Genomic DNA, 22,715 nt, shown 5'->3' on the forward strand with positions numbered 1-22,715 from the left:
CAGCTGCGCGACCGCCGCCTCGCGGCTCTAGGGGATCGATGACTGAGTATGGCCGGGGCCAAGGCTCCGAACCGTGGCATCCGGAGGACCCGTTGTTCGGGGACGGCGGATGGGAAGGGCAGCAGCAGGCCCACTCGGGTCAGCAGCCTGCCTACGGCGGCCAGCCGCAGCACTATCCGCAGCAGCAGCAGCCGCAGCCGCAGCAGCCGCAGTACGGCGACTGGGGCACCGGTGACCAGGCCGGATACGGTCAGGCGCAGCAGTTCCAGCAGCAGCAGTACAACCAGCAGCAGTACGACGGCCAGGGGCACCAGCAGTACGACGAGAACGGCTGGCCCACCGGCACACACGCGCAGGCCCCGTACCCCGACCCGGCGGACCCGTACGGCCAGCAGGCCGTGGACTACGACGGACAGCAGCCCGACTACTACGGCACACCGGACGCGTACCCGCCGCCGGAGCCACCGAGCCGAAGACGTGAGGAGCCGGAGCCGCGGACCGACTGGGACCCCGGCCCTGACCAGGGCGAGCATGCCTTCTTCGCGGGCGGCGACGATGACGACGACTCCGACGAGCCCGGGGACGGCGGCGGACGCGGCGACCGGCGCGGCAGGGGCGGCAAGCCCAAGAAGCGCCGCAGCGGGTGCGCCTGTCTGGTGGTCGTCCTTGTCTTCGGCGGCGGTCTGGCCGGTGTCGGGTACTTCGGCTACCAGTTCTACCAGGATCGTTTCGGCGCGGCCCCGGACTACGCGGGTGACGGCACGGGCGAGTCGGTGACCGTTGAGATCCCCAAGGGCGCGTTCGGATCCGAGATCGGGCGTCGGCTGAAAGCGGCCGGTGTCGTGAAGAGCGTCGACGCGTTCATCTCCGCTCAGCAGCAGAATCCCGACGGGGACAAGATCCAGGCGGGCGCCTACCTGCTGAAGAAGGAGATGTCCGCCGCAAGCGCCGTCGAGCTGATGCTCGACCCCAAGAGCCAGAACAACCTGATCATCGCCGAGGGCTCGCGCAACACGAGGATCTACGGGGAGATCGACAAGCGCCTCGGAGTGGCGAGCGGCACCACGGCGAAGGCCGCGAAGGCGAAGTACAAGGACCTCGGGCTGCCCGACTGGGCGTTGAACCACCCGAACCTGAAGGATCCGCTGGAAGGGTTCCTCTACCCCTCCAGCTACGCGGTCAGCAAGGGACAGAAGCCGGAGACCATCCTGAAGGAGATGGTCTCCCGGGCCAACGACACCTACGAAGAGCTCGGCCTGGAGAAGAAGGCCGAGACCCTGGGTCTCGACGGCCCCTGGCAACTGCTCACGGTGGCGAGCCTGGCGCAGGCCGAGGGCACCAGCCATGACGACTTCCGCAAGATGGCCGAGGTCGTCTACAACCGCCTCAAGACCGGGAACCCGCAGACGTACGGTGCCCTGGAGTTCGACTCCACGTACAACTACGTGAAGAACCAGAGCAAGATCGACCTGACGATCGCCGAGCTGAAGCAGTACAACAATCCGTACAACACGTACTACGTCAAGGGGCTGCCGCCCGGCCCCATCGACAACCCCGGCGAGGAAGCACTCAAGGGTGCGCTCAACCCGACGGACGACGGCTGGTACTACTTCATCTCGCTGGACGGCAAGACCAGCAAGTTCACGAAGACGCTCGCGGAGCACGAGAAGCTGGTCGACGAGTTCAACGCGTCGAGGAACGGCGACTGAGGTTCGAGTAATCAAGGACAGGTTCAATGACAGCTCGGGCAACTGACGCCCGTCGGGCCGCCGTACTCGGTTCGCCCATCGCCCACTCCTTGTCCCCGGTGCTGCACCGCGCCGCTTATGAGGCACTGGGGCTGACCGGCTGGTCGTACGACCGGTTCGAGATCGACGAGGCGACCCTGCCCGGGTTCGTCAGGGGCCTCGGGCCGGAGTGGGCCGGACTGTCACTGACCATGCCGCTGAAACGGGCGGTCATCCCGCTGCTCGACGAGATCAGCGAGACGGCCGCCTCGGTCGAGGCCGTCAACACCGTTGTGTTCACCGAGGACGGCCGCCGTCTCGGCGACAACACCGACATCCCCGGCATGGTCGCCGCACTGCGCGAGCGCGGGATCGAGCAGGTCGACTCCGCCGCGATCCTCGGCGCCGGCGCGACCGCATCCTCCGCGCTGGCGGTGCTGGCCCGGATCTGCACCGGTGAAGTGGTCGCCTACGTCCGCAGTGAGACCCGTGCCGCCGAGATGCGGCAGTGGGGCAGACGGCTCGACGTCGAGGTTCGTACGGCGGACTGGGCGGACGCCGCCGAGGCGCTGCACCGTCCGCTGGTCATCGCCACCACCCCGGCCGGTACGACCGACGCTCTCGCCTCCGCCGTACCGGAGCGGCCCGCCGCCCTGTTCGACGTCCTCTACGACCCGTGGCCGACCGCACTCGCGGCGCGCTGGTCGGCGTACGGCGGGGCCGTCGTCAGCGGGCTCGACCTGCTGTTGCACCAGGCCGTGCTCCAGGTGGAGCAGATGACGGGGCTCGCCCCGGCGCCCCTGGACGCCATGCGCAAAGCGGGCGAGCACATGCTCGACGCCCACTGAGATCCGCTCCCGCAGTTCATTGCCGTCCGCCTGCTGGACCGGCGGCCGGACCCGTGCCCCGGACGTGGGAGGATCGGAGGTGGCGGGCCAGGGCCGCGCACCTGGTCACGCCGTTGCCGTATGCGAGGACGCGCATACGCAAGGCAGTACCAGGGCGCGAGCACTGAGGAGCACCGTTGAGCAGGTTGCGCTGGCTGACCGCGGGGGAGTCCCACGGCCCCGCACTCGTCGCGACACTGGAGGGTCTTCCCGCCGGTGTGCCGATCACCACGGAGATGGTGGCGGACCACTTGGCGCGTCGGCGGCTCGGCTATGGGCGCGGTGCCCGGATGAAATTCGAGCGGGACGAGGTCACCTTCCTCGGCGGCGTCCGGCACGGACTGACCCTCGGCTCGCCGGTCGCGATCATGGTCGGCAACACCGAGTGGCCGAAGTGGGAACAGGTCATGGCGGCCGATCCGGTCGACCCCGAGATCCTTGCGGGGCTCGCGCGCAACGCGCCGCTGACCCGGCCGCGTCCCGGCCACGCCGACCTCGCCGGCATGCAGAAGTACGGCTTCGACGAGGCCCGGCCGATCCTGGAGCGCGCCTCCGCCCGTGAGACGGCGGCCCGGGTGGCGCTGGGCGCGGTGGCCCGGTCGTACCTGAAGGAGACGGCGGGCATCGAGATCGTCAGCCACGTAGTGGAGCTGGCCTCGGCCAAGGCCCCGTACGGCGTGTACCCGACCCCGGCAGACGTGGAGAGGCTGGACGCGGACCCGGTGCGCTGCCTGGACGCGGACGCGTCGAAGGCGATGGTCGCGGAGATCGACCAGGCCCACAAGGACGGCGACACGCTCGGCGGTGTGGTCGAGATCCTGGCGTACGGCGTGCCGGTGGGTCTGGGCTCGCATGTGCACTGGGACCGCAAGCTGGACGCCCGTCTGGCCGGTGCCCTGATGGGTATCCAGGCGATCAAGGGTGTCGAGGTCGGCGACGGCTTCGAGCTGGCCCGGGTGCCGGGCTCGAAGGCGCACGACGAGATCGTGAACACGCCCGAGGGCATCAGGCGTGTCTCCGGTCGCTCCGGCGGCACCGAGGGCGGTCTGACCACCGGTGAGCTGCTGCGGGTGCGGGCGGCGATGAAGCCGATCGCGACCGTGCCGCGGGCCCTTCAGACCGTGGACGTGACCACCGGCGAGGCCACTCAGGCCCACCACCAGCGCTCCGACGTCTCCGCCGTGCCGGCCGCCGGCATCGTCGCCGAGGCGATGGTCGCCCTCGTCCTCGCGGACGCGGTCGCGGAGAAGTTCGGCGGCGACAACGTGGCCGAGACCCGCCGCAACGTCCAGTCGTACCTCGAGAACCTGGCGATCCGGTGAGCGCTGTGCCTGCGGTGGTCCTGGTCGGCCCGATGGGGGTCGGCAAGTCGACGGTCGGGCAGCTGCTCGCCGAGCGGCTCGGTGTCGGATACCGGGACACCGACGACGACATCGTGGCGGCCGAGGGCCGGACCATCGCGGAGATCTTCGTCGATGAGGGTGAGCCGGTCTTCCGGGCGATCGAGAAGCGGGCGGTGCGTACCGCGCTGACCGAGCACGACGGCATCCTCGCCCTCGGCGGCGGCTCGATCCTGGACCCCGAGACGCGTGCGCTGCTCTCCGGGCACCGTGTCGTCTATCTCTCGATGGACGTCGAGGAGGCGGTCAAGCGCACCGGCCTGAACGCGGCCCGCCCGCTGCTCGCCATCAACCCGCGCAAGCAGTGGCGCGAGCTGATGGAGGCCCGCCGTTCGCTGTACGCGGAGGTCGCCGCGGCGGTCGTGGCGACCGACGGCCGTACGCCCGAGGAAGTCACCCAAGCCGTCCTGGACGCACTGGAGTTGAAAGAAGCATGAGCGAGGCAGTGACCAGGATCCAGGTCGGAGGCACGGCGGGCAGCGATCCGTACGAGGTCCTGGTGGGTCGTCAACTCCTGGGCGAACTCGGCGGGTTGATCGGTGACAGGGTCAAGCGGGTCGCCGTCATCCATCCCGAGGCGCTCGCCGACACCGGCGAGGCACTGCGCGCGGACCTGGCAGGCCAGGGCTACGAGGCCGTCGCCATCCAGGTGCCGAACGCGGAGGAGGCCAAGACCGCCGAGGTCGCCGCCTACTGCTGGAAGGCGCTCGGCCAGTCCAACTTCACCCGCTCCGACGTCGTCGTCGGCGTGGGCGGCGGCTCCACCACGGACCTGGCCGGGTTCGTCGCGGCGACCTGGCTGCGCGGTGTGCGCTGGATCGCCGTCCCCACCACGGTGCTGGCCATGGTGGACGCGGCGGTCGGCGGCAAGACCGGCATCAACACCGCCGAGGGCAAGAACCTCGTCGGCGCCTTCCACCCGCCCGCCGGAGTCCTCTGCGACCTGGCCGCACTGGACTCCCTCCCGGTCAACGACTACGTCTCCGGACTCGCCGAGATCATCAAGGCCGGCTTCATCGCCGACCCGGTGATCCTGGAACTCATCGAGGCCGACCCCCAGGCCGCACGCACCCCGGCCGGCCCGCACACGGCCGAGCTCATCGAGCGCTCCATCAAGGTCAAGGCCGAGGTCGTCTCCTCCGACCTGAAGGAGTCGGGCCTCCGGGAGATCCTCAACTACGGCCACACGCTCGCGCACGCCATCGAGAAGAACGAGCGCTACAAGTGGCGGCACGGCGCCGCGGTGGCGGTGGGCATGCACTTCGCCGCCGAACTGGGGCGACTGGCAGGCCGTCTGGACGAGGCGACGGCGGACCGCCACCGCACCGTCCTGGAATCCGTCGGTCTCCCGCTGCACTACCGCTACGACCAGTGGCCCAAGCTCCTTCAGACCATGAAGGTCGACAAGAAGTCGCGCGGCGACCTGCTCCGCTTCATCGTCCTCGACGGACTGGCCAAGCCCACCGTCCTGGAGGGACCGGACCCGGCCGTCCTGCTGGCCGCGTACGGCGAAGTGGGCGAGTAAGTCCTCCAGGACGCCGTACGCCCGATTTGCCTTGTGGGCATGGGCACTTCGCACCGCCCCCGGCCGTTCACCAAACGGCGGCCGGGGACGGTACCGTTCGGTAGGGAGCGGGGCTCGCGCCCCGCTGCCAGCGCCAATTGCCTGTACGAGATGGAGTGGCACCGGATGCAGCACGCAGTGGGTTCTCCGCTGCCGCCGCCCCACCAGCCGGGGCATGGACCGGCCGCACACCAACCGGGTGCGCACCAAGGGCCCGCCCCGGTGCCTTTGCCGCAACCCGCCCAGGGCTCGGCGCCCGTGCCTCCGCCGCCTCCCGCACCGGGCTTCACCGCGCCGCCCCCGCCCGGCCCCGCGCCGCACCACACGGTCCCGCAGCACACACCCGCACCCGACACCACCGGCCATGTGCCACTGCCCCCCGGCGGTCCGGTCGCCATGCCCAGCGCGCCGCCCGCCGCGGCAGCCGTCCCCGACGCCACGACCACCACCCTCGCGGTGCTGCTCATCGGCCCGGCGGGCGCCGGCAAGACGAGCGTCGCCAAGTACTGGGCGGACCACCGGCGGGTCCCCACGGCCCACATCAGCCTCGACGACGTACGCGAATGGGTGCGCTCCGGCTTCGCCGACCCGCAGTCCGGGTGGAACGACCACTCGGAGGCCCAGTACCGCCTGGCCCGCCGCACCTGCGGCTTCGCCGCCCGCAACTTCCTGGCCAACGGCATCTCCTGCATCCTCGACGACGCCGTCTTCCCCGACCGCCCCGTCGTGGGCCTCGGCGGCTGGAAGCGCCACGTCGGCCCCGGCCTTCTCCCCGTCGTCCTCCTCCCCGGCCTCGACATCGTCCTGGAGCGCAACGCCGAACGCGCGGGCAACCGCCGCCTCACCGACGAGGAGGTGGCCCGCATCCACGGCCGGATGGCGGGTTGGTACGGCTCGGGTCTGCCGATCATCGACAACTCACAACTCGACGTACCGGCAACGGCACGGGTCCTGGACGACGTCCTGGCCCGATCGATCGCCAGCCCCCCGAACTGGTAGTCACCGGGAGCCGAACACGGACCCACGAGCCACCCCTCCTCCGAACGGCTCCCTCCCAACCGGCACAAACCAGACGAGCCTCCTACGCTCGTGTCATGTCAGAGGTGTACGCAGCCCGCCGGGCCAGGCTCAGGGACCGCTGCCAAGCAGGCGGCAGCCAATCCGCGCTCGTCTCCCGCCCCGCAAACGTCCGCTACCTCGCGGGCGCCGCCCGCCAGGGCTCCGTGCTGCTCCTCGGCAGGACCGAAGACCAGCTCGTCTGTGTCGGCCCGCCCGAGGACCGCTCCACCGACGGCCGTCTCGACGAGGCGCTGCGGATCCACTCCCTCCCCGGCGCCGGGGGCGACCCCGTGGTGGCCGCGGCCGACCTCGCGGCAGCTCACGGCGACTCCCTCGCCGTGGAGGAACACCACCTCACCGTGACCCGCCACCGTGCCATCCGCTCGGTGGCTCCCCGCCTGCGCCTCACCGACCTCGGCGGAGCCGTCGAGCAGCTCAGGGTCGTCAAGGACGAGGAGGAGATCTCCTGTCTCCGCATCGGCGCCGAGATCGCCGACCAGGCCCTCGGTGAACTGCTGGAGTCCATCCTCGTCGGCCGCACCGAACGCCACCTCGCCCTGGAACTGGAGCGACGGCTGGTCGACCACGGCGCCGACGGCCCCGCCTTCGCGACCTCCGTCGCCACCGGACCGAACTCCGGCCGCCGGGCCCACCGGCCGACGGACCGCCGGGTGGAAGAGGGCGACTTCCTTTCCGTGTGCCTCGGAGCGACGTACCGCGGCTACCGCTGCGAGATCGGCCGCACCTTCGTGATCGGTACGTCCCCCGCGGACTGGCAGATCGAGCTGTACGACCTCGTCTTCGCCGCTCAGCGCGCCGGAAGGGAGTCCCTCGCACCCGGCGCCGCCTACCGGGACGTGGACCGCGCGGCACGTCAGGTGCTGGACTCCGCGGGCTACACACAGGGCCTCGCCCCCCTCACCGGCCACGGTGTCGGGCTCGAAATCGACGAGGACCCGCAGCTGGCCCCCGCAGCCATGGGTAAACTGGACGCTTGCGTGCCGGTCACCGTCGAACCGGGGGTCCACCTCCCGGGCCGGGGCGGAGTCCGGATCGATGACACGCTCGTCGTACGCCCCGAGGCGGACGGCGGACCCGAGCTACTCACCATCACGACCAAGGAGCTGCTCGCGCTCTAGCGAATGAGCTGTGCGCCTGCCCCCGGGGTCGTCCACGTCAGTCCAGGAGATTCCGCAACCGTGGCTTCCACGAACGACCTCAAGAACGGCCTTGTGCTCAAGCTCGAAGGCGGCCAGCTCTGGTCCGTCGTCGAGTTCCAGCACGTCAAGCCCGGCAAGGGCCCGGCCTTCGTGCGCACCAAGCTCAAGAACGTGCTCTCCGGCAAGGTCGTCGACAAGACCTTCAACGCCGGCGTCAAGGTCGAGACGGCCACTGTCGACAAGCGCGACATGCAGTTCTCGTACATGGACGGCGAGTACTTCGTCTTCATGGACATGGAGACGTACGACCAGCTCATGGTGGACCGGAAGGCCGTCGGCGACGCCGCCAACTTCCTCATCGAGGGCTTCATGGCCACCGTCGCGCAGCACGAGGGCGAGGTGCTCTTCGTCGAGCTGCCCGCCGCCGTCGAGCTCGTGATCCAGGAGACCGAGCCCGGCGTCCAGGGCGACCGCTCCACCGGCGGCACCAAGCCCGCGACGCTGGAGACCGGCCACCAGATCCAGGTCCCGCTCTTCATCACCACTGGTGAGAAGATCAAGGTCGACACCCGCACGAGCGACTACCTCGGCCGGGTGAACAGCTAAATTGGCTGCCCGCAACACGGCCCGCAAGCGCGCCTTCCAGATCCTCTTCGAGGGCGACCAGCGCGACGCCGATGTCCTGACGGTCCTCGCGGACTGGATCCGGCTCTCCCGGGACGACACCCGGCAGCCGCCGGTGAGCGAGTACACGATGCAGCTGGTCGAGGGCTATGCGCAGCGCGCACAGCGCATCGACGAGCTGATCGCGCAGTACTCGGTCGGCTGGACGCTCGACCGGATGCCGGTCGTGGACCGCAACATCCTGCGCCTCGGCGCGTACGAGCTGATCTGGATCGACGAGACCCCGGACGCCGTCGTGCTGGACGAGATGGTGCAGCTGGCCAAGGAGTTCTCCACGGACGAGTCGCCCTCGTTCGTCAACGGCCTGCTCGGCCGTCTGAAGGACCTGAAGCCGTCGTTGCGTCGGGATGAGGCGTAAGAGGCACGGATTGGCCGGAGGGCCCGCAGCGGTCTCGCTGCGGGCCCTCCGGCGTCCCTGTCCACGGGAGCGTCGACAGGGACGCAGAAAGCCGCCGGGGTGGCCGGAACCATGAAGGTCCGGCCACCCCGGCGGCACGTTTCTGCTGAAGCGGCTGCGGTCAGCTCTCCTCGACGTGGGAGACCGCGCGGCGCGCGTCCGCGTCCAGGACGCCCCAGCTGATCAGCTGCTCGGTCAGGACCGAGGGCGACTGGTCGTAGATGACGGCGAGTGTGCGCAGGTCGTCCTGGCGGATCGAGAGCACCTTGCCGTTGTAGTCACCGCGCTGCGACTGGATCGTGGCCGCATACCGCTGCAGGGGGCCCGCCTTCTCGGCCGGCACATGGGCCAGCCGCTCCAGGTCCAGGACCAGCTTCGGCGGCGGCTCGGCGGCGCCGCCCGGAGTGGTGCCCGGCAGCAGCTCCTGCACCGGAACGCCGTAGAAATCCGCCAGCTCGGCAAGGCGCTGTACGGTCACGGCACGGTCGCCGCGCTCGTACGAACCGACCACGACCGCCTTCCAGCGGCCCTGGGACTTCTCCTCGACACCGTGGAGGGAAAGGCCCTGCTGGGTGCGGATGGCCCGGAGCTTGGCCCCGAGCTGTTTGGCGTATTCGCTGGACATATAGCTCCCCGGCACTGTGTCGACGCGACTGGTGTGGTTCCACGCCGCGCGGCTGGTAACTCACTGTGAGGTTACGCAGCGTGACTCTTGTGCGTCAAGCCGAATGGTCCACACCGACTCTTCCGTGGTGACGGCATCGGATTACGCCAAGGGGGTGATCTGGGGTGTCCTCCCGGCCTGCTACCGTGGATGGCGCAATTCCGGCGTCCTTTAAGGTCCGTCCCGTGAGGCGGAGAAGGGGGTCCGTTTTCATATGGACAAGCAGCAGAGCACACCGCAGGACGTACCGCAGTCCGATGCCCGGCCCGTTCTCGAAGGCCCTGACATCGCACGGGTGTTGACCCGTATCGCCCACGAGATCGTCGAGCGCGCCAAGGGCGCCGACGACGTGGTGCTCCTCGGCATTCCGACCCGAGGCGTCTTCCTGGCCCAGCGGCTCGGCCGCAAGCTCGAGGAGATCACCGACCGCAAGATCCCGGTCGGTTCGCTCGACATCACCATGTACCGCGACGACCTGCGCATGCATCCGCCGCGTGCGCTGGCCCGCACGGACATCCCCCCAGACGGCATCGACGGCCGTCTGGTCGTCCTCGTCGACGACGTGCTCTTCTCCGGCCGCACCATCCGCGCCGCGCTCGACGCGTTGAACGACATCGGCCGTCCGCGCGCCGTGCAGCTCGCGGTCCTCGTCGACCGGGGCCACCGCGAACTGCCCATCCGCGCCGACTATGTCGGCAAGAACCTCCCCACGTCGCTGCGGGAGACGGTCAAGGTCCTGCTCGCCGAGGAGGACGGTCGCGACACCGTGCTGCTCGGTGTGAAGCCGACCCAGTAGCAAGCATCCGGCGTGCCCCGTGTGCCCCGGCGCACGCCCACTTGCCCGTAATCTCCCGAACTGAACTGCCTTACGGAGCCTGAAAGATGCAGCGTCATCTCATCTCGGCCGCCGACCTCACCCGCGACGACGCCGTCCAGATCCTCGACACCGCCGAGGAGATGGCCAGGGTCGCCGACCGGCCGATCAAAAAACTTCCCACCCTGCGCGGCCGTACCGTCGTGAACCTCTTCTTCGAGGACTCGACGCGGACCCGGATCTCCTTCGAAGCGGCCGAGAAGCGCCTGTCCGCCGATGTCATCAACTTCTCGGCCAAGGGGTCCTCGGTGTCCAAGGGGGAGTCCCTCAAGGACACCGCCCAGACCCTTGAGGCCATGGGCGTCGACGCCGTCGTCATCCGGCACGGCGCCTCCGGAGCGCCCTACCGCCTGGCCAACTCCGACTGGATCGACGCCGCCGTCATCAACGCCGGCGACGGCACCCACCAGCACCCCACCCAGGCCCTGTTGGACGCCTTCACCATGCGGCGGCGCCTGGTCGGGCGGGATGCCGGGATCGGGCAGGACCTCGCCGGCCGGCACATCACGATCGTCGGCGACATCCTGCACAGCCGCGTCGCCCGCTCCAACGTCGATCTGCTGCACACCCTCGGCGCCCAGGTCACGCTCGTCGCCCCGCCCACGCTGGTGCCGGTCGGCATCGAGTCCTGGCCGTGCGAGGTGTCGTACGACCTGGACAGCACGTTGCCCAAGTCCGACGCGGTGATGATGCTGCGCGTCCAGCGCGAGCGGATGACCGCCGCCTTCTTCCCCACCGAGCGCGAATACTCGCGGCGCTACGGCCTCGACGGCGACCGCATGGCGAAGATGCCCGAGCACGCCATCGTGATGCACCCCGGGCCGATGGTCCGCGGCATGGAGATCACCGCCGAGGTCGCCGACTCCGAGCGCTGCACCGCCATCGAGCAGGTCGCAAACGGAGTCTCCATCCGGATGGCCGTTCTGTACCTGCTGCTGGGCGGCAGCGAGCCCGCCGTCAGCCACCCCCGTACCGAGGAGAAGTAAGACAGATGAGCAAGATCCTGATCCGTGGTGCGAAGGTGCTCGGCGGCGAGGCGCAGGACGTGCTGATCGACGGCGGGCAGATCGCCGCCGTCGGCAGCGGTCTGCCGGACGACGGCGCCGAGGTCGTCGAGGCCGCCGGCAAGGTGCTGCTGCCGGGGCTCGTCGACCTGCACACCCATCTGCGTGAGCCCGGGCGCGAGGACTCCGAGACCGTGCTGACCGGCACGCGCGCGGCGGCTTCCGGCGGCTACACGGCCGTGTTCGCCATGGCCAACACCTTTCCCGTCGCCGACACGGCCGGTGTAGTCGAGCAGGTCTACCGGCTCGGCCAGGAGCACGGCTACTGCGATGTACAGCCCATCGGCGCCGTCACGGTCGCCCTGGAGGGCAAGAAGCTCGCCGAGCTGGGCGCGATGCACGAGTCGGCGGCCGGGGTCACCGTCTTCTCCGACGACGGCAAGTGCGTCGACGACGCCGTGATCATGCGGCGGGCACTGGAGTACGTGAAGGCCTTCGGCGGCGTCGTCGCGCAGCACGCGCAGGAGCCGCGGCTGACCGCGGGCGCCGAGATGAACGAGGGCGTCGTCTCCGCCGAGCTCGGTCTCGGCGGCTGGCCGGCGGTGGCCGAAGAATCGATCATCGCCCGGGATGTCCTGCTCGCCGAGCACGTCGGCTCCCGCGTCCACATCTGCCATCTGTCGACCGCCGGGTCCGTCGAGATCATCCGCTGGGCCAAGTCCCGCGGCATCGACGTCACCGCCGAGGTCACCCCGCACCACCTCCTCCTCACCGACGAGCTGGTCCGCACGTACAACCCCGTCTACAAGGTCAACCCGCCGCTGCGCACCGAGCGCGACGTGCTGGCGCTGCGCGAGGCCCTCGCCGACGGCACGATCGACATCGTCGCCACCGACCACGCCCCGCACCCGCACGAGGACAAGGACTGCGAGTGGGCCGCGGCCGCCATGGGCATGGTCGGCCTGGAGACCGCGTTGTCAGTGGTCCAGGAGACGATGGTGGACACCGGGCTCCTCACCTGGGCCGGGGTCGCCGAGCGCATGTCCTTCAAGCCCGCGCGGATCGGGCAGGCAGGTGGGCACGGCCGCCCCGTCTCGGCTGGTGAGCCCGCCAACCTCACGCTCGTCGACACGGAATACCGTGGGTCCGTGGACCCCAAGGGCTTCGCCTCGCGCAGCCGCAACACTCCGTACGAGGGGCGTGAGCTGCCGGGCCGTGTCACGCACACGTGGCTCCGGGGCAAGGCCACGCTCGTCGACGGGAAGCTCACGTGACACCTCTGCATCTGACCTACCTGGCCGCCGGACAGAAGTCGGCGGAGGTGACCGACTGGGCCGCCCGGGTCGGCTGGCTCGTCGGCCTCGCCCTGTTCGTCGCGCTCATCTACTGGCTGATGCGCGAGGGCTGGAAGTGGCGCGGCACCCTCCAGGGCGACCTGCCGGAGCTCCCCACCGCGCCGGACGAGCCGGGTGCGGCGAAACTGGCTGTGTTGTCGATGAGTGGCCGCTACCACGGCTCCACCACCGCCGGGCAGTGGCTCGACCGCATCGTGGCGCACGGCCTCGGCACCCGCAGCCGGGTCGAGCTCACGCTGACGGATGCGGGACTGGACGTCGTCCGCCCAGGCGCGACCGACTTCTTCGTCCCCCTGGCGGCCCTGCGCGAGGCCCGGCTCGACAAGGGCATCGCAGGCAAGGTCCTGACCGAGGGCGGGCTGCTCGTCGTGACGTGGGCGCACGGCGAGCGGCTGCTCGACTCCGGGTTCCGTTCCGACCACGCGGCCGAGCACAACGAATGGGTCGCCGCCATCAACTCCATGATCGAAGCAACCAGCACGGAAGGCGCCGAACGATGACGACCTCCATCCAGGGGACCGCCTCTCAGAGGCACCGGGCGGCTCCCGCCGTACTCGTCCTGGAGGACGGCCGTATCTTCCGCGGCCGTGCCTACGGGGCCGTGGGGGTGACCTTCGGCGAGGCCGTGTTCTCCACCGGCATGACCGGCTACCAGGAGACCCTCACCGACCCGTCGTACCACCGCCAGGTCGTCGTGATGACCGCCCCGCACGTCGGCAACACCGGCGTCAACGACGAGGACCCGGAGTCGAAGCAGATCTGGGTCGCGGGCTATGTCGTACGGGACCCCGCGCGCGTGCCCTCCAACTGGCGCTCCCGCCGCTCGCTGGACGAGGAGTTGCGGGGCCAGGGCGTCGTCGGCATCTCCGGCATCGACACGCGCGCGTTGACGCGTCATCTGCGCGAGCGCGGTGCCATGCGCGTCGGCATCTTCTCCGGCAACGCGCTGCCCGACGAGGGCACCATGCTCGCCGAGGTGCGCCAGGCGCCCGAGATGAAGGGCGCCGACCTCTCCGCCGAGGTCGCCACCAAGGAGGCGTACGTCGTCCCGGCGATCGGCGAGAAGCGGTTCACCGTCGCCGCCGTGGACCTCGGCATCAAGGGCATGACCCCGCACCGGATGGCCGAGCGCGGCATCGAGGTGCATGTGCTGCCGGCGACGGCGACCGCCGAGGACGTCTACGCCGTCGACCCGGACGGCGTGTTCTTCTCGAACGGCCCCGGCGACCCGGCCACCGCCGACCACCCGGTCTCCGTCATGCAGGCGGTGCTGGACCGCGGTACGCCGTTGTTCGGCATCTGCTTCGGCAACCAGATCCTGGGGCGCGCGCTCGGCTTCGGCACGTACAAGCTGAAGTACGGCCACCGCGGCATCAACCAGCCGGTGCAGGATCGTACGACCGGCAAGGTCGAGGTCACCGCGCACAACCACGGCTTCGCCGTCGACGCCCCGCTCGACAAGGTGTCCGACACCCCCTACGGCCGCGCCGAGGTCTCCCATGTGTGCCTCAACGACAACGTGGTGGAGGGGCTCCGGCTCCTCGACCGGCCGGCCTTCAGTGTCCAGTACCACCCCGAAGCGGCAGCGGGCCCGCATGACGCCGCCTACCTGTTCGACCGCTTCACGTCTTTGATGAACACAGTCCTGATGGAGGGCCAGCGTGCCTAAGCGCTCCGATATCCAGTCCGTCCTGGTCATCGGCTCCGGTCCGATCGTCATCGGCCAGGCCGCCGAGTTCGACTACTCCGGCACGCAGGCGTGCCGGGTGCTCAAGGCCGAGGGCCTGCGCGTCATCCTCGTCAACTCCAACCCTGCGACGATCATGACCGACCCGGAGATCGCCGACGCCACCTATGTCGAGCCGATCACCCCGGAGTTCGTCGAGAAGATCATCGCGAAGGAGCGGCCGGATGCGCTGCTGCCGACGCTGGGCGGTCAGACGGCGCTCAACACGGCGATCTCGCTGCACGAGAACGGCGCGTTGGAGAAGTACGGCGTCGAACTGATCGGCGCCAACGTCGAGGCGATCCACAAGGGCGAGGACCGCGATCAGTTCAAGCTGGTCGTCGAGGCGGTCAACGCCAAGATCGGGCACGGCGAGTCCGCGCGCTCGGTGATCTGCCACTCCATGGACGACGTCGTCAAGGGCGTCGAGACGCTCGGCGGCTACCCCGTCGTCGTCCGCCCGTCCTTCACCATGGGCGGCGCCGGCTCCGGCTTCGCGCACGACGAGGAGGAGCTGCGTCGTATCGCCGGGCAGGGCCTCACGCTCTCGCCGACCACCGAGGTGCTCCTGGAGGAGTCCATCCTCGGCTGGAAGGAGTACGAGCTGGAGCTGATGCGCGACAAGCACGACAACGTCGTGGTCGTCTGCTCCATCGAGAACTTCGACCCGATGGGCGTGCACACCGGTGACTCGATCACCGTCGCGCCCGCGATGACGCTGACCGACCGCGAGTACCAGCGCCTTCGTGACGTCGGTATCGCGATCATCCGCGAGGTCGGCGTCGACACCGGCGGCTGCAACATCCAGTTCGCGATCGACCCGGTCGACGGCCGCGTCATCGTCATCGAGATGAACCCGCGCGTGTCGCGTTCCTCGGCCCTCGCCTCCAAGGCGACCGGCTTCCCCATCGCCAAGATCGCCGCGAAGCTCGCCGTCGGCTACACCCTCGACGAGATCCCGAACGACATCACCCAGGAGACCCCGGCCTCCTTCGAGCCGACCCTCGACTACGTCGTGGTCAAGGCACCGCGGTTCGCCTTCGAGAAGTTCCCGCAGGCCGACTCCACGCTGACCACCACCATGAAGTCGGTCGGCGAGGCCATGGCCATCGGCCGCAACTTCACCGAGGCGTTCCAGAAGGCGCTGCGTTCGCTGGAGAAGAAGGGCAGCCAGTTCACCTTCGTCGGGGACCCGGGGGACAAGACCGGGCTGCTGCTGGAGGCCGTCCGGCCGACCGACGGCCGGATCAACACGGTCATGCAGGCCATCCGCGCGGGCGCCACGCCCGAGGAGGTCTTCGAGGCCACGAAGATCGACCCCTGGTTCGTCGACCAGCTCTTCCTCATCAAGGAGATCGCCGACGAACTGTCCGGGGCGCCCAAGCTGACCCCGGACCTGCTGGCCGAGGCCAAGCGGCACGGCTTCTCCGACCAGCAGATCGGCGAGATCCGCGGGCTGCGCGAGGACGTCGTCCGCGAGGTGCGGCACGCGCTGGGCATCCGCCCGGTCTACAAGACGGTCGACACCTGCGCCGCCGAGTTCGCGGCCCGCACGCCGTACTTCTACTCCTCGTACGACGAGGAGACGGAGGTCTCTCCGCGCGAGAAGCCCGCGGTGATCATCCTGGGTTCCGGCCCCAACCGCATCGGCCAGGGCATCGAGTTCGACTACTCCTGCGTCCACGCCTCCTTCGCGCTGAGCGACGCGGGCTACGAGACCGTGATGGTCAACTGCAACCCCGAGACCGTCTCCACGGACTACGACACCTCCGACCGCCTGTACTTCGAGCCGCTGACGCTGGAGGACGTGCTGGAGATCGTCCACGCGGAGTCCCTCGCCGGGCCGATCGCCGGTGTCGTGGTCCAGCTGGGCGGCCAGACGCCGCTGGGCCTGGCACAGGCGCTGAAGGACAACGGCGTGCCGGTCGTCGGCACCCCGCCGGAGGCCATCCACGCCGCCGAGGACCGCGGCGCCTTCGGACAGGTCCTGGCCGAGGCGGGCCTGCCGGCCCCCAAGCACGGCACCGCCACCACCTTCGCCGGGGCCAAGGCCATCGCCGACGAGATCGGCTACCCGGTCCTGGTACGGCCGTCGTACGTCCTTGGCGGCCGCGGCATGGAGATCGTGTACGACGAGACCCGGCTGTCGTCCTACATCGCCGAGTCGACCGAGATCAGCCCCTCCCGGCCGGTGCTCGTCGACCGCTTCCTCGACGACGCGATCGAGATCGACGTCGACGCGCTGTACGACGGCCAGGAGCTGTACCTCGGCGGCGTCATGGAGCACATCGAGGAGGCCGGCATCCACTCCGGCGACTCGGCGTGCGCACTGCCGCCGATCACCCTCGGCGGCTTCGACATCAAGCGGCTGCGCGCCTCGACGGAGGCCATCGCCAAGGGAGTCGGCGTCCGCGGACTGATCAACATCCAGTTCGCGATGGCGGGCGACATCCTGTACGTCCTCGAAGCCAACCCGCGTGCCTCGCGCACCGTCCCCTTCACCTCGAAGGCGACCGCGGTGCCGCTGGCGAAGGCCGCCGCCCGGATCTCGCTGGGCGCGACCATCGCCGAACTCCGCACGGAGGGCCTGCTCCCGGCGACCGGCGACGGCGGCGAACTCCCGCTCGACGCGCCGATCTCCGTCAAGGAGGCCGTCATGCCGTGGTCGCGGTTCCGCGACATCCACGGCCGCGGCGTCGACACGATCCTCGGCCCGGAGATGCGCTCCACCGGCGAGGTCATGGGCATCGACTCCGTGTTCGGCACGGCGTACGCCAAGTCGCAGGCCGGCGCGTACGGTCCGCTGCCGACGAAGGGCCGCGCCTTCATCTCGGTCGCCAACCGCGACAAGCGCTCGATGATCTTCCCGGCGCGTGAACTGGTCGCCCACGGCTTCGAGTTGCTCGCCACGTCCGGCACCGCCGAGGTCCTCAAGCGCAACGGCATCCACGCCACCGTCGTACGCAAGCAGTCCGAGGGCACCGGCCCGAACGGCGAGCGGACCATCGTCCAGCTGATCCACGACGGCGAGGTCGACCTCATCGTCAACACCCCGTACGGCACCGGCGGCCGGCTCGACGGCTACGACATCCGTACGGCGGCCGTGGCGCGGTCCGTGCCGTGTCTGACGACGGTCCAGGCGCTCGCCGCAGCCGTCCAGGGCATCGACGCCCTCAACCACGGTGACGTGGGCGTGCGTTCGCTCCAGGAACACGCCGAGCATTTGATCGCAGCCCGCGACTAGCAGCCCTGAGGGGGACATCGGAAACGGTGTCCCCCTCTTCGTGAGGACACCACGTCTTCGTGAGGACACCATGTACAAGCTCTTCTTCAACCTCGTCTTCAAGCGCATGGACCCGGAGCAGGCGCACCATCTCGCCTTCCGCTGGATCCGCCTGGCCGTCCGCATCCCCGTGCTGCGCACCTTCATCGCGGCCACGCTCGCGCCCCGCTACAAGGAGCTGCGCACCGAGGCGTTCGGGCTGCGTATGCACGGCCCCTTCGGGCTCGCCGCAGGCTTCGACAAGAACGCGATCGCCATCGACGGCATGTCGATGCTGGGCTTCGACCATGTCGAGATCGGCACGGTCACCGGGGAGGCGCAGTCGGGCAACCCCAAGAAGCGGCTGTTCCGGCTGGTGCCGGACCGGGCGCTGATCAACCGCATGGGATTCAACAACGAGGGCTCGCTGGCCGTGGCCGCCCGGCTGGCCTCCCGTACGCCCGTCTTCAACACCGTCGTGGGCGTCAACATCGGCAAGACCAAGGTCGTCCCGGAGGCCGACGCCGCCGGGGACTACGTGAAGTCGACCGAGCGTCTCGCGCCCTTCGCCGACTACCTGGTCGTGAACGTCTCCTCGCCGAACACGCCCGGCCTGCGCAATCTCCAGGCCGTGGATCACCTGCGTCCGCTGCTCAGCGCCGTCCGCGAGGCCGCCGACCGTACGGTCACCGACCGCCGGGTCCCGCTCCTGGTGAAGATCGCGCCGGACCTCGCCGACGAGGACGTCGACGCGGTCGCCGACCTGGCCGTCGAGCTCGGACTGGACGGGATCATCGCCACGAACACCACCATCGCGCGCGAGAGCCTCGGTTTGAATTCCGAGCCCTCCCTGGTCGAGGAGGTCGGCGGACTCTCGGGCGCCCCGCTCAAGGCACGCTCCCTGGAGGTGCTGCGCCGCCTCTACGCGCGCGTGGGGGACCGGATCACCCTCGTGGGCGTCGGCGGCATCGAGGACGCCGAGGACGCCTGGCAGCGCATCCTCGCCGGTGCCACCCTCATCCAGGGCTACAGCGCCTTCATCTACGAGGGTCCCTTCTGGGGCCGCGCCCTCCACAAGGGCCTCGCCGCCCGCCTCCGCACCAGCTCGTACGCCACCCTCGCCGACGCGGTCGGCGCCGACGTAAGGAAGGCCGCATGAGCCCGGAACCCTTCGGAGCCCGGCTGCGCCGTGCCATGGACGAGCGCGGCCCGCTGTGCGTCGGCATCGACCCGCACGCGTCCCTGCTCGGCGAGTGGGGCCTGAACGACGACATCGCCGGCCTGGAGCGGTTCAGCCGCACGGTCGTCGAGGCGATGGCCGACCGGGTCGCCGTCCTCAAGCCGCAGAGCGCCTTCTTCGAGCGCTTCGGCTCGCGGGGTGTCGCCGTCCTGGAGAAGTCCGTCGCGGATGCCAGGGCGGCCGGTGCGCTGGTCGTGATGGACGCCAAGCGCGGCGACATCGGCTCGACCATGGCCGCGTACGCCGAGTCGTTCCTGCGGAAGGACGCCCCGCTCTTCTCCGACGCGCTGACCGTGTCGCCGTATCTGGGCTACGGATCGCTCGGTCCGGCCGTCGCGCTGGCCCGTGAGAGCGGCGCGGGCCTCTTCGTGCTGGCGCTCACCTCGAACCCCGAGGGCGGCGAGGTCCAGCACGCCGTCCGCGCCGACGGACGGAACGTCGGAGCGACCATGCTGGCGCACCTGGCCGCCGAGAACGCGGGGGAGGAGCCGATGGGCTCCTTCGGGGCGGTCGTCGGCGCCACGCTCGGCGACCTGTCGTCGTACGACCTCGACATCAACGGTCCGCTCCTCGCGCCCGGGATCGGGGCCCAGGGGGCGACTCCGGCGGACCTCCCCGGAGTCTTCGGCGCGGCGGTGCGCAATGTCGTTCCGAACGTCAGCCGGGGTGTGCTGCGGCACGGGCCCGACGTCGGCGCGCTGCGCGGGGCGGCCGAGCGCTTCGCGGAGGAGATCCGGGCGGCCGTGACCGCCGCATGAGGCGTTCGAACCGGTCGAAGCAGTCCTCCGATGAGTGGCTCGGGACCGACTTGAGTCTGAATACATCCTCAAATCCGGGGCAATATGTCGGAAATGTCCTTCTCTGGAGAGGCTGACCAGGACTTTTCCGCTGTTCTCGCTGACTCTGGCGGACTTGGCCGCTAGTCTCCGAGCAGAGTTAACGGGCAAGCGTGTTGCTCGTGGCTCCCCAGGTGTGGGGCGACTAGGTTCCTCACCGGTCCGTATCCGACAGTTCAACATCCGAGGTGACGTAGGCGTGGCTCTTCCGCCCCTTACCCCTGAACAGCGCGCAGCCGCGCTCGAAAAGGCCGCCGCGGCTCGCCGGGAGCGGGCCGAGGTCAAGAATCGACTCAAGCACTCCGGCGCCTCCCTGCACGAGGTCATCAAGCAGGGCCAGGAGAACGACGTCATCGGCAAGATGAAGGTCTCCGCGCTGCTCGAGTCCCTGCCGGGCGTGGGCAAGGTCCGCGCCAAGCAGATCATGGAGCGACTCGGCATCTCCGAGAGCCGCCGCGTGCGCGGCCTCGGCTCGAACCAGATCGCCTCCCTGGAGCGTGAATTCGGCAGCACCGGCTCCTGAGTCCGGTCATGCGGTCAGGGAGTCCCGGGCATGCCGGGATAGCTGGAATAATCGCTGCATGAGTGAACGTCCGCGGCTGACCGTGCTCTCCGGCCCCTCCGGGGTCGGCAAGAGCACGGTCGTCGCCCATATGCGCAAGGAACACCCCGAGGTCTGGCTCTCGGTGTCGGCGACGACCCGCAGGCCCCGCCCCGGCGAGCGGCATGGAGTCCACTACTTCTTCGTCACCGACGAGGAGATGGACAAGCTGATCGCCAACGGCGAGTTGCTGGAGTGGGCGGAATTCGCCGGCAACCGCTACGGCACGCCGCGCAAGGCCGTGCTGGAGCGTCTGGAGGCGGGCGAGCCCGTCCTGCTGGAGATCGACCTTCAGGGAGCCCGGCAGGTCCGCGAGTCAATGCCGGACGCCCAGCTGGTGTTCCTGGCTCCTCCTTCCTGGGAGGAGCTGGTGCGCAGGCTCACCGGACGTGGCACCGAGCCGCCCGAGGTGATCGAGCGGCGACTGGCGGCCGCGAAGGTCGAGCTGGCGGCCGAGCCGGAGTTCGATGTGACCTTGGTCAACACCTCCGTCGAGGACGTGGCGCGCGAGCTGCTAGCCTTGATGGACGTTGTGTGATCGTTTTCGATCCCATCCCATCTTTCGGAAGGTAGAGCGTGTCCTCTTCCATCACCGCGCCCGAGGGCATCATCAACCCGCCGATCGACGAGTTGCTTGAGGCCACCGACTCGAAGTACAGCCTGGTGATCTACGCGGCCAAGCGTGCCCGCCAGATCAACGCGTACTACTCGCAGCTCGGCGAGGGTCTCCTTGAGTACGTCGGTCCGCTCGTCGACACCCACGTCCACGAGAAGCCGCTCTCGATCGCCCTGCGTGAGATCAACGCGGGTCTGCTGACGTCCGAGGCCGTTGAGGGCCCGGCGCAGTAAGCACTGGCAGTAAGTAATATCTGCAGACCGCAGTAGCTTTTTCCACAGGCCCGGCAGCGCGACTGTCGGGCCTGTGGTGTGTCATGGAGTCGAACGTCGTCGAGTGCGGGGAGGGCCCGGTGGACAAGCCGAAGGTGGTTCTGGGGGTCAGCGGTGGGATCGCCGCCTACAAGGCGTGCGAGCTGCTGCGCAGACTGACCGAGTCCGGGCACGACGTACGCGTGGTGCCGACCGCCTCCGCCCTGCATTTCGTCGGCGCCGCCACCTGGTCCGCGCTCTCCGGCCACCCGGTCTCGACCGAGGTCTGGGACGACGTCCATGAGGTCCCGCACGTCCGTATCGGGCAGCACGCCGATCTGGTGGTCGTCGCCCCGGCGACCGCCGACATGCTGGCCAAGGCGGCCCACGGCCTCGCCGACGACCTGCTCACGAACACGCTGCTCACCGCCCGCTGTCCGGTCGTCTTCGCCCCCGCCATGCACACGGAGATGTGGGAGCACCCGGCCACCCAGGAGAACGTGGCGACACTCCGCCGCCGCGGCGCGGTCGTCATCGAACCGGCCGTCGGCCGTCTCACCGGCGTCGACACCGGCAAGGGCCGGCTGCCCGACCCGGCCGAGATCTTCGAGGTCTGCCGCCGTGTGCTCGCCAGAGGAGTCGCGGAACCCGATCTCGCCGGCAGGCACGTCGTCGTCAGCGCCGGTGGCACCCGCGAACCCCTCGACCCGGTCCGCTTCCTCGGCAACCGCTCCTCCGGCAAGCAGGGCTACGCCCTCGCCCGCACCGCGGCCGCCCGAGGCGCCCGGGTGACGCTGATCGCCGCGAACGCGGCCCTGCCCGATCCGGCGGGCGTCGACATCGTCCCGGTCGGGACGGCCGTGCAGCTGCGGGAGGCGGTGCTGAAGGCGGCCGCGGACGCCGACGCGGTCGTCATGGCCGCAGCGGTCGCGGACTTCCGCCCGGCGACCTACGCGGCCGGAAAGATCAAGAAGAAGGACGGCCAGGAGCCGGACCCCATCACGCTGGTACGGAATCCGGACATCCTCGCGGAGATCTCGGCCGTGCGCGCCCGCCCCGGACAGGTGATCGTCGGCTTCGCCGCGGAGACGGACGACGTCCTGGCCAACGGCCGTACGAAACTGGAACGCAAGGGGTGCGACCTCCTCGTGGTGAACGAGGTGGGGGAGCGCAAGACGTTCGGTGCCGAGGAGAACGAGGCCGTTGTGCTGGGCGCCGACGGCACCGAGACCCCGGTCCCGCACGGACCGAAGGAAGCCCTGGCCGAAACGGTGTGGGATCTGGTGGCCCAGCGGCTGAGCTGAGGGTTCCATTCGTTTCACTGCTCTCTCGCACCTCGTACATTGAGGCGTGGCGCCCCTGGCCAAGGCGGTGCGGCATTGGGCAGAATGCCCGTGCCGCAGGTCAC

General features: G+C 69.7%; 22 protein-coding genes. 21 read left to right on the plus strand and 1 reads right to left on the minus strand.

Annotated features, from left to right (window positions below; translation table 11 throughout):
* The first annotated feature begins 38 nt into the window (after positions 1-38).
* From mltG to nusB, 9 genes are all read left to right on the plus strand, one after another.
* On the plus strand, positions 39-1,709 hold the full coding sequence (mltG, locus tag ACIHFB_RS37890) for an endolytic transglycosylase MltG (RefSeq protein WP_400129274.1): 1,671 nt from the start codon (positions 39-41) through the stop codon (positions 1,707-1,709).
* A gap of 26 nt (positions 1,710-1,735) precedes the next feature.
* On the plus strand, positions 1,736-2,575 hold the full coding sequence (locus tag ACIHFB_RS37895) for a shikimate dehydrogenase (protein WP_365282541.1): 840 nt from the start codon (positions 1,736-1,738) through the stop codon (positions 2,573-2,575).
* Between the two features lie 176 nt (positions 2,576-2,751).
* The gene (aroC, locus tag ACIHFB_RS37900) at positions 2,752-3,936 is read left to right on the plus strand and encodes a chorismate synthase (RefSeq protein ID WP_365282542.1); all 1,185 of its coding nucleotides are present in this window, start codon (positions 2,752-2,754) and stop codon (positions 3,934-3,936) included.
* Positions 3,933-4,451, plus strand: a complete 519-nt coding sequence (locus ACIHFB_RS37905; protein ID WP_400129275.1) for a shikimate kinase — start codon at positions 3,933-3,935, stop codon at positions 4,449-4,451. Before aroC ends, ACIHFB_RS37905 begins: the two co-directional genes overlap by 4 nt.
* Positions 4,448-5,539 carry a 3-dehydroquinate synthase gene (gene aroB / locus ACIHFB_RS37910; RefSeq protein WP_365282544.1) on the plus strand — a complete coding sequence of 364 codons (1,092 nt, stop codon included), beginning with the start codon at positions 4,448-4,450 and terminating at the stop codon, positions 5,537-5,539. Before ACIHFB_RS37905 ends, aroB begins: the two co-directional genes overlap by 4 nt.
* A gap of 165 nt (positions 5,540-5,704) precedes the next feature.
* Entirely contained in the window at positions 5,705-6,577 is an 873-nt protein-coding gene (locus tag ACIHFB_RS37915; protein ID WP_365282545.1) for a Pro-rich N-terminal domain-containing protein, read from the plus strand.
* Between the two features lie 95 nt (positions 6,578-6,672).
* Positions 6,673-7,776 (plus strand): M24 family metallopeptidase, encoded by a 1,104-nt coding sequence (locus ACIHFB_RS37920; protein WP_400129276.1) that lies wholly within the window; start codon positions 6,673-6,675, stop codon positions 7,774-7,776.
* A 60-nt stretch (positions 7,777-7,836) separates the two neighbouring features.
* The gene (gene efp / locus ACIHFB_RS37925; RefSeq protein ID WP_365282547.1) at positions 7,837-8,403 is read left to right on the plus strand and encodes an elongation factor P; all 567 of its coding nucleotides are present in this window, start codon (positions 7,837-7,839) and stop codon (positions 8,401-8,403) included.
* 1 nt (position 8,404) lies between these two features.
* Positions 8,405-8,839 carry a transcription antitermination factor NusB gene (gene nusB / locus ACIHFB_RS37930; RefSeq protein WP_365282548.1) on the plus strand — a complete coding sequence of 145 codons (435 nt, stop codon included), beginning with the start codon at positions 8,405-8,407 and terminating at the stop codon, positions 8,837-8,839.
* 160 nt (positions 8,840-8,999) lie between these two features.
* Here nusB and bldD read toward each other — a convergent pair whose 3' ends face one another.
* The gene (bldD, locus tag ACIHFB_RS37935; RefSeq protein WP_365282549.1) at positions 9,000-9,503 is read right to left on the minus strand and encodes a transcriptional regulator BldD; all 504 of its coding nucleotides are present in this window, start codon (positions 9,501-9,503) and stop codon (positions 9,000-9,002) included.
* A 253-nt stretch (positions 9,504-9,756) separates the two neighbouring features.
* On the opposite strand from bldD, the gene pyrR reads away from it, so the two are divergent.
* The 12 genes from pyrR to coaBC all read left to right on the plus strand — a co-directional run bounded on the left by pyrR (position 9,757) and on the right by coaBC (position 22,611).
* Entirely contained in the window at positions 9,757-10,338 is a 582-nt protein-coding gene (gene pyrR, locus ACIHFB_RS37940; RefSeq protein WP_365282550.1) for a bifunctional pyr operon transcriptional regulator/uracil phosphoribosyltransferase PyrR, read from the plus strand.
* 86 nt (positions 10,339-10,424) lie between these two features.
* Entirely contained in the window at positions 10,425-11,402 is a 978-nt protein-coding gene (locus ACIHFB_RS37945; protein WP_400129277.1) for an aspartate carbamoyltransferase catalytic subunit, read from the plus strand.
* Between the two features lie 5 nt (positions 11,403-11,407).
* Positions 11,408-12,694: a dihydroorotase gene (locus ACIHFB_RS37950; protein ID WP_365282552.1), complete on the plus strand. Its 1,287-nt coding sequence runs from the start codon at positions 11,408-11,410 to the stop codon at positions 12,692-12,694.
* Complete coding sequence (locus ACIHFB_RS37955) at positions 12,691-13,275, plus strand: hypothetical protein (RefSeq protein ID WP_365282553.1); 585 nt, start codon at positions 12,691-12,693, stop codon at positions 13,273-13,275. Before ACIHFB_RS37950 ends, ACIHFB_RS37955 begins: the two co-directional genes overlap by 4 nt.
* Positions 13,272-14,444 carry a glutamine-hydrolyzing carbamoyl-phosphate synthase small subunit gene (gene carA / locus ACIHFB_RS37960; RefSeq protein ID WP_400129278.1) on the plus strand — a complete coding sequence of 391 codons (1,173 nt, stop codon included), beginning with the start codon at positions 13,272-13,274 and terminating at the stop codon, positions 14,442-14,444. Before ACIHFB_RS37955 ends, carA begins: the two co-directional genes overlap by 4 nt.
* The gene (carB, locus tag ACIHFB_RS37965; RefSeq protein ID WP_400129279.1) at positions 14,437-17,745 is read left to right on the plus strand and encodes a carbamoyl-phosphate synthase large subunit; all 3,309 of its coding nucleotides are present in this window, start codon (positions 14,437-14,439) and stop codon (positions 17,743-17,745) included. Before carA ends, carB begins: the two co-directional genes overlap by 8 nt.
* 70 nt (positions 17,746-17,815) lie before the next feature.
* Positions 17,816-18,922 carry a quinone-dependent dihydroorotate dehydrogenase gene (locus ACIHFB_RS37970; RefSeq protein WP_365282556.1) on the plus strand — a complete coding sequence of 369 codons (1,107 nt, stop codon included), beginning with the start codon at positions 17,816-17,818 and terminating at the stop codon, positions 18,920-18,922.
* A complete protein-coding gene (pyrF, locus tag ACIHFB_RS37975) occupies positions 18,919-19,761 on the plus strand; it encodes an orotidine-5'-phosphate decarboxylase (RefSeq protein WP_400129280.1) in 843 nt (280 codons plus the stop codon). Before ACIHFB_RS37970 ends, pyrF begins: the two co-directional genes overlap by 4 nt.
* Before the next feature lie 277 nt (positions 19,762-20,038).
* Positions 20,039-20,362, plus strand: coding sequence for an integration host factor (locus ACIHFB_RS37980; protein ID WP_003977346.1), 324 nt, complete (start codon positions 20,039-20,041; stop codon positions 20,360-20,362).
* A gap of 58 nt (positions 20,363-20,420) precedes the next feature.
* A complete protein-coding gene (gene gmk / locus ACIHFB_RS37985; RefSeq protein WP_365282558.1) occupies positions 20,421-20,978 on the plus strand; it encodes a guanylate kinase in 558 nt (185 codons plus the stop codon).
* Between the two features lie 38 nt (positions 20,979-21,016).
* On the plus strand, positions 21,017-21,289 hold the full coding sequence (rpoZ, locus tag ACIHFB_RS37990) for a DNA-directed RNA polymerase subunit omega (protein ID WP_003982715.1): 273 nt from the start codon (positions 21,017-21,019) through the stop codon (positions 21,287-21,289).
* Positions 21,290-21,408: 119 nt separating this feature from the next.
* Positions 21,409-22,611, plus strand: a complete 1,203-nt coding sequence (gene coaBC / locus ACIHFB_RS37995; RefSeq protein WP_400129345.1) for a bifunctional phosphopantothenoylcysteine decarboxylase/phosphopantothenate--cysteine ligase CoaBC — start codon at positions 21,409-21,411, stop codon at positions 22,609-22,611.
* The last annotated feature ends 104 nt before the right edge of the window (positions 22,612-22,715 follow it).

The sequence above is a fragment of the Streptomyces sp. NPDC051963 genome, from assembly GCF_044593495.1.
Taxonomy (GTDB): Bacteria; Actinomycetota; Actinomycetes; order Streptomycetales; family Streptomycetaceae; genus Streptomyces.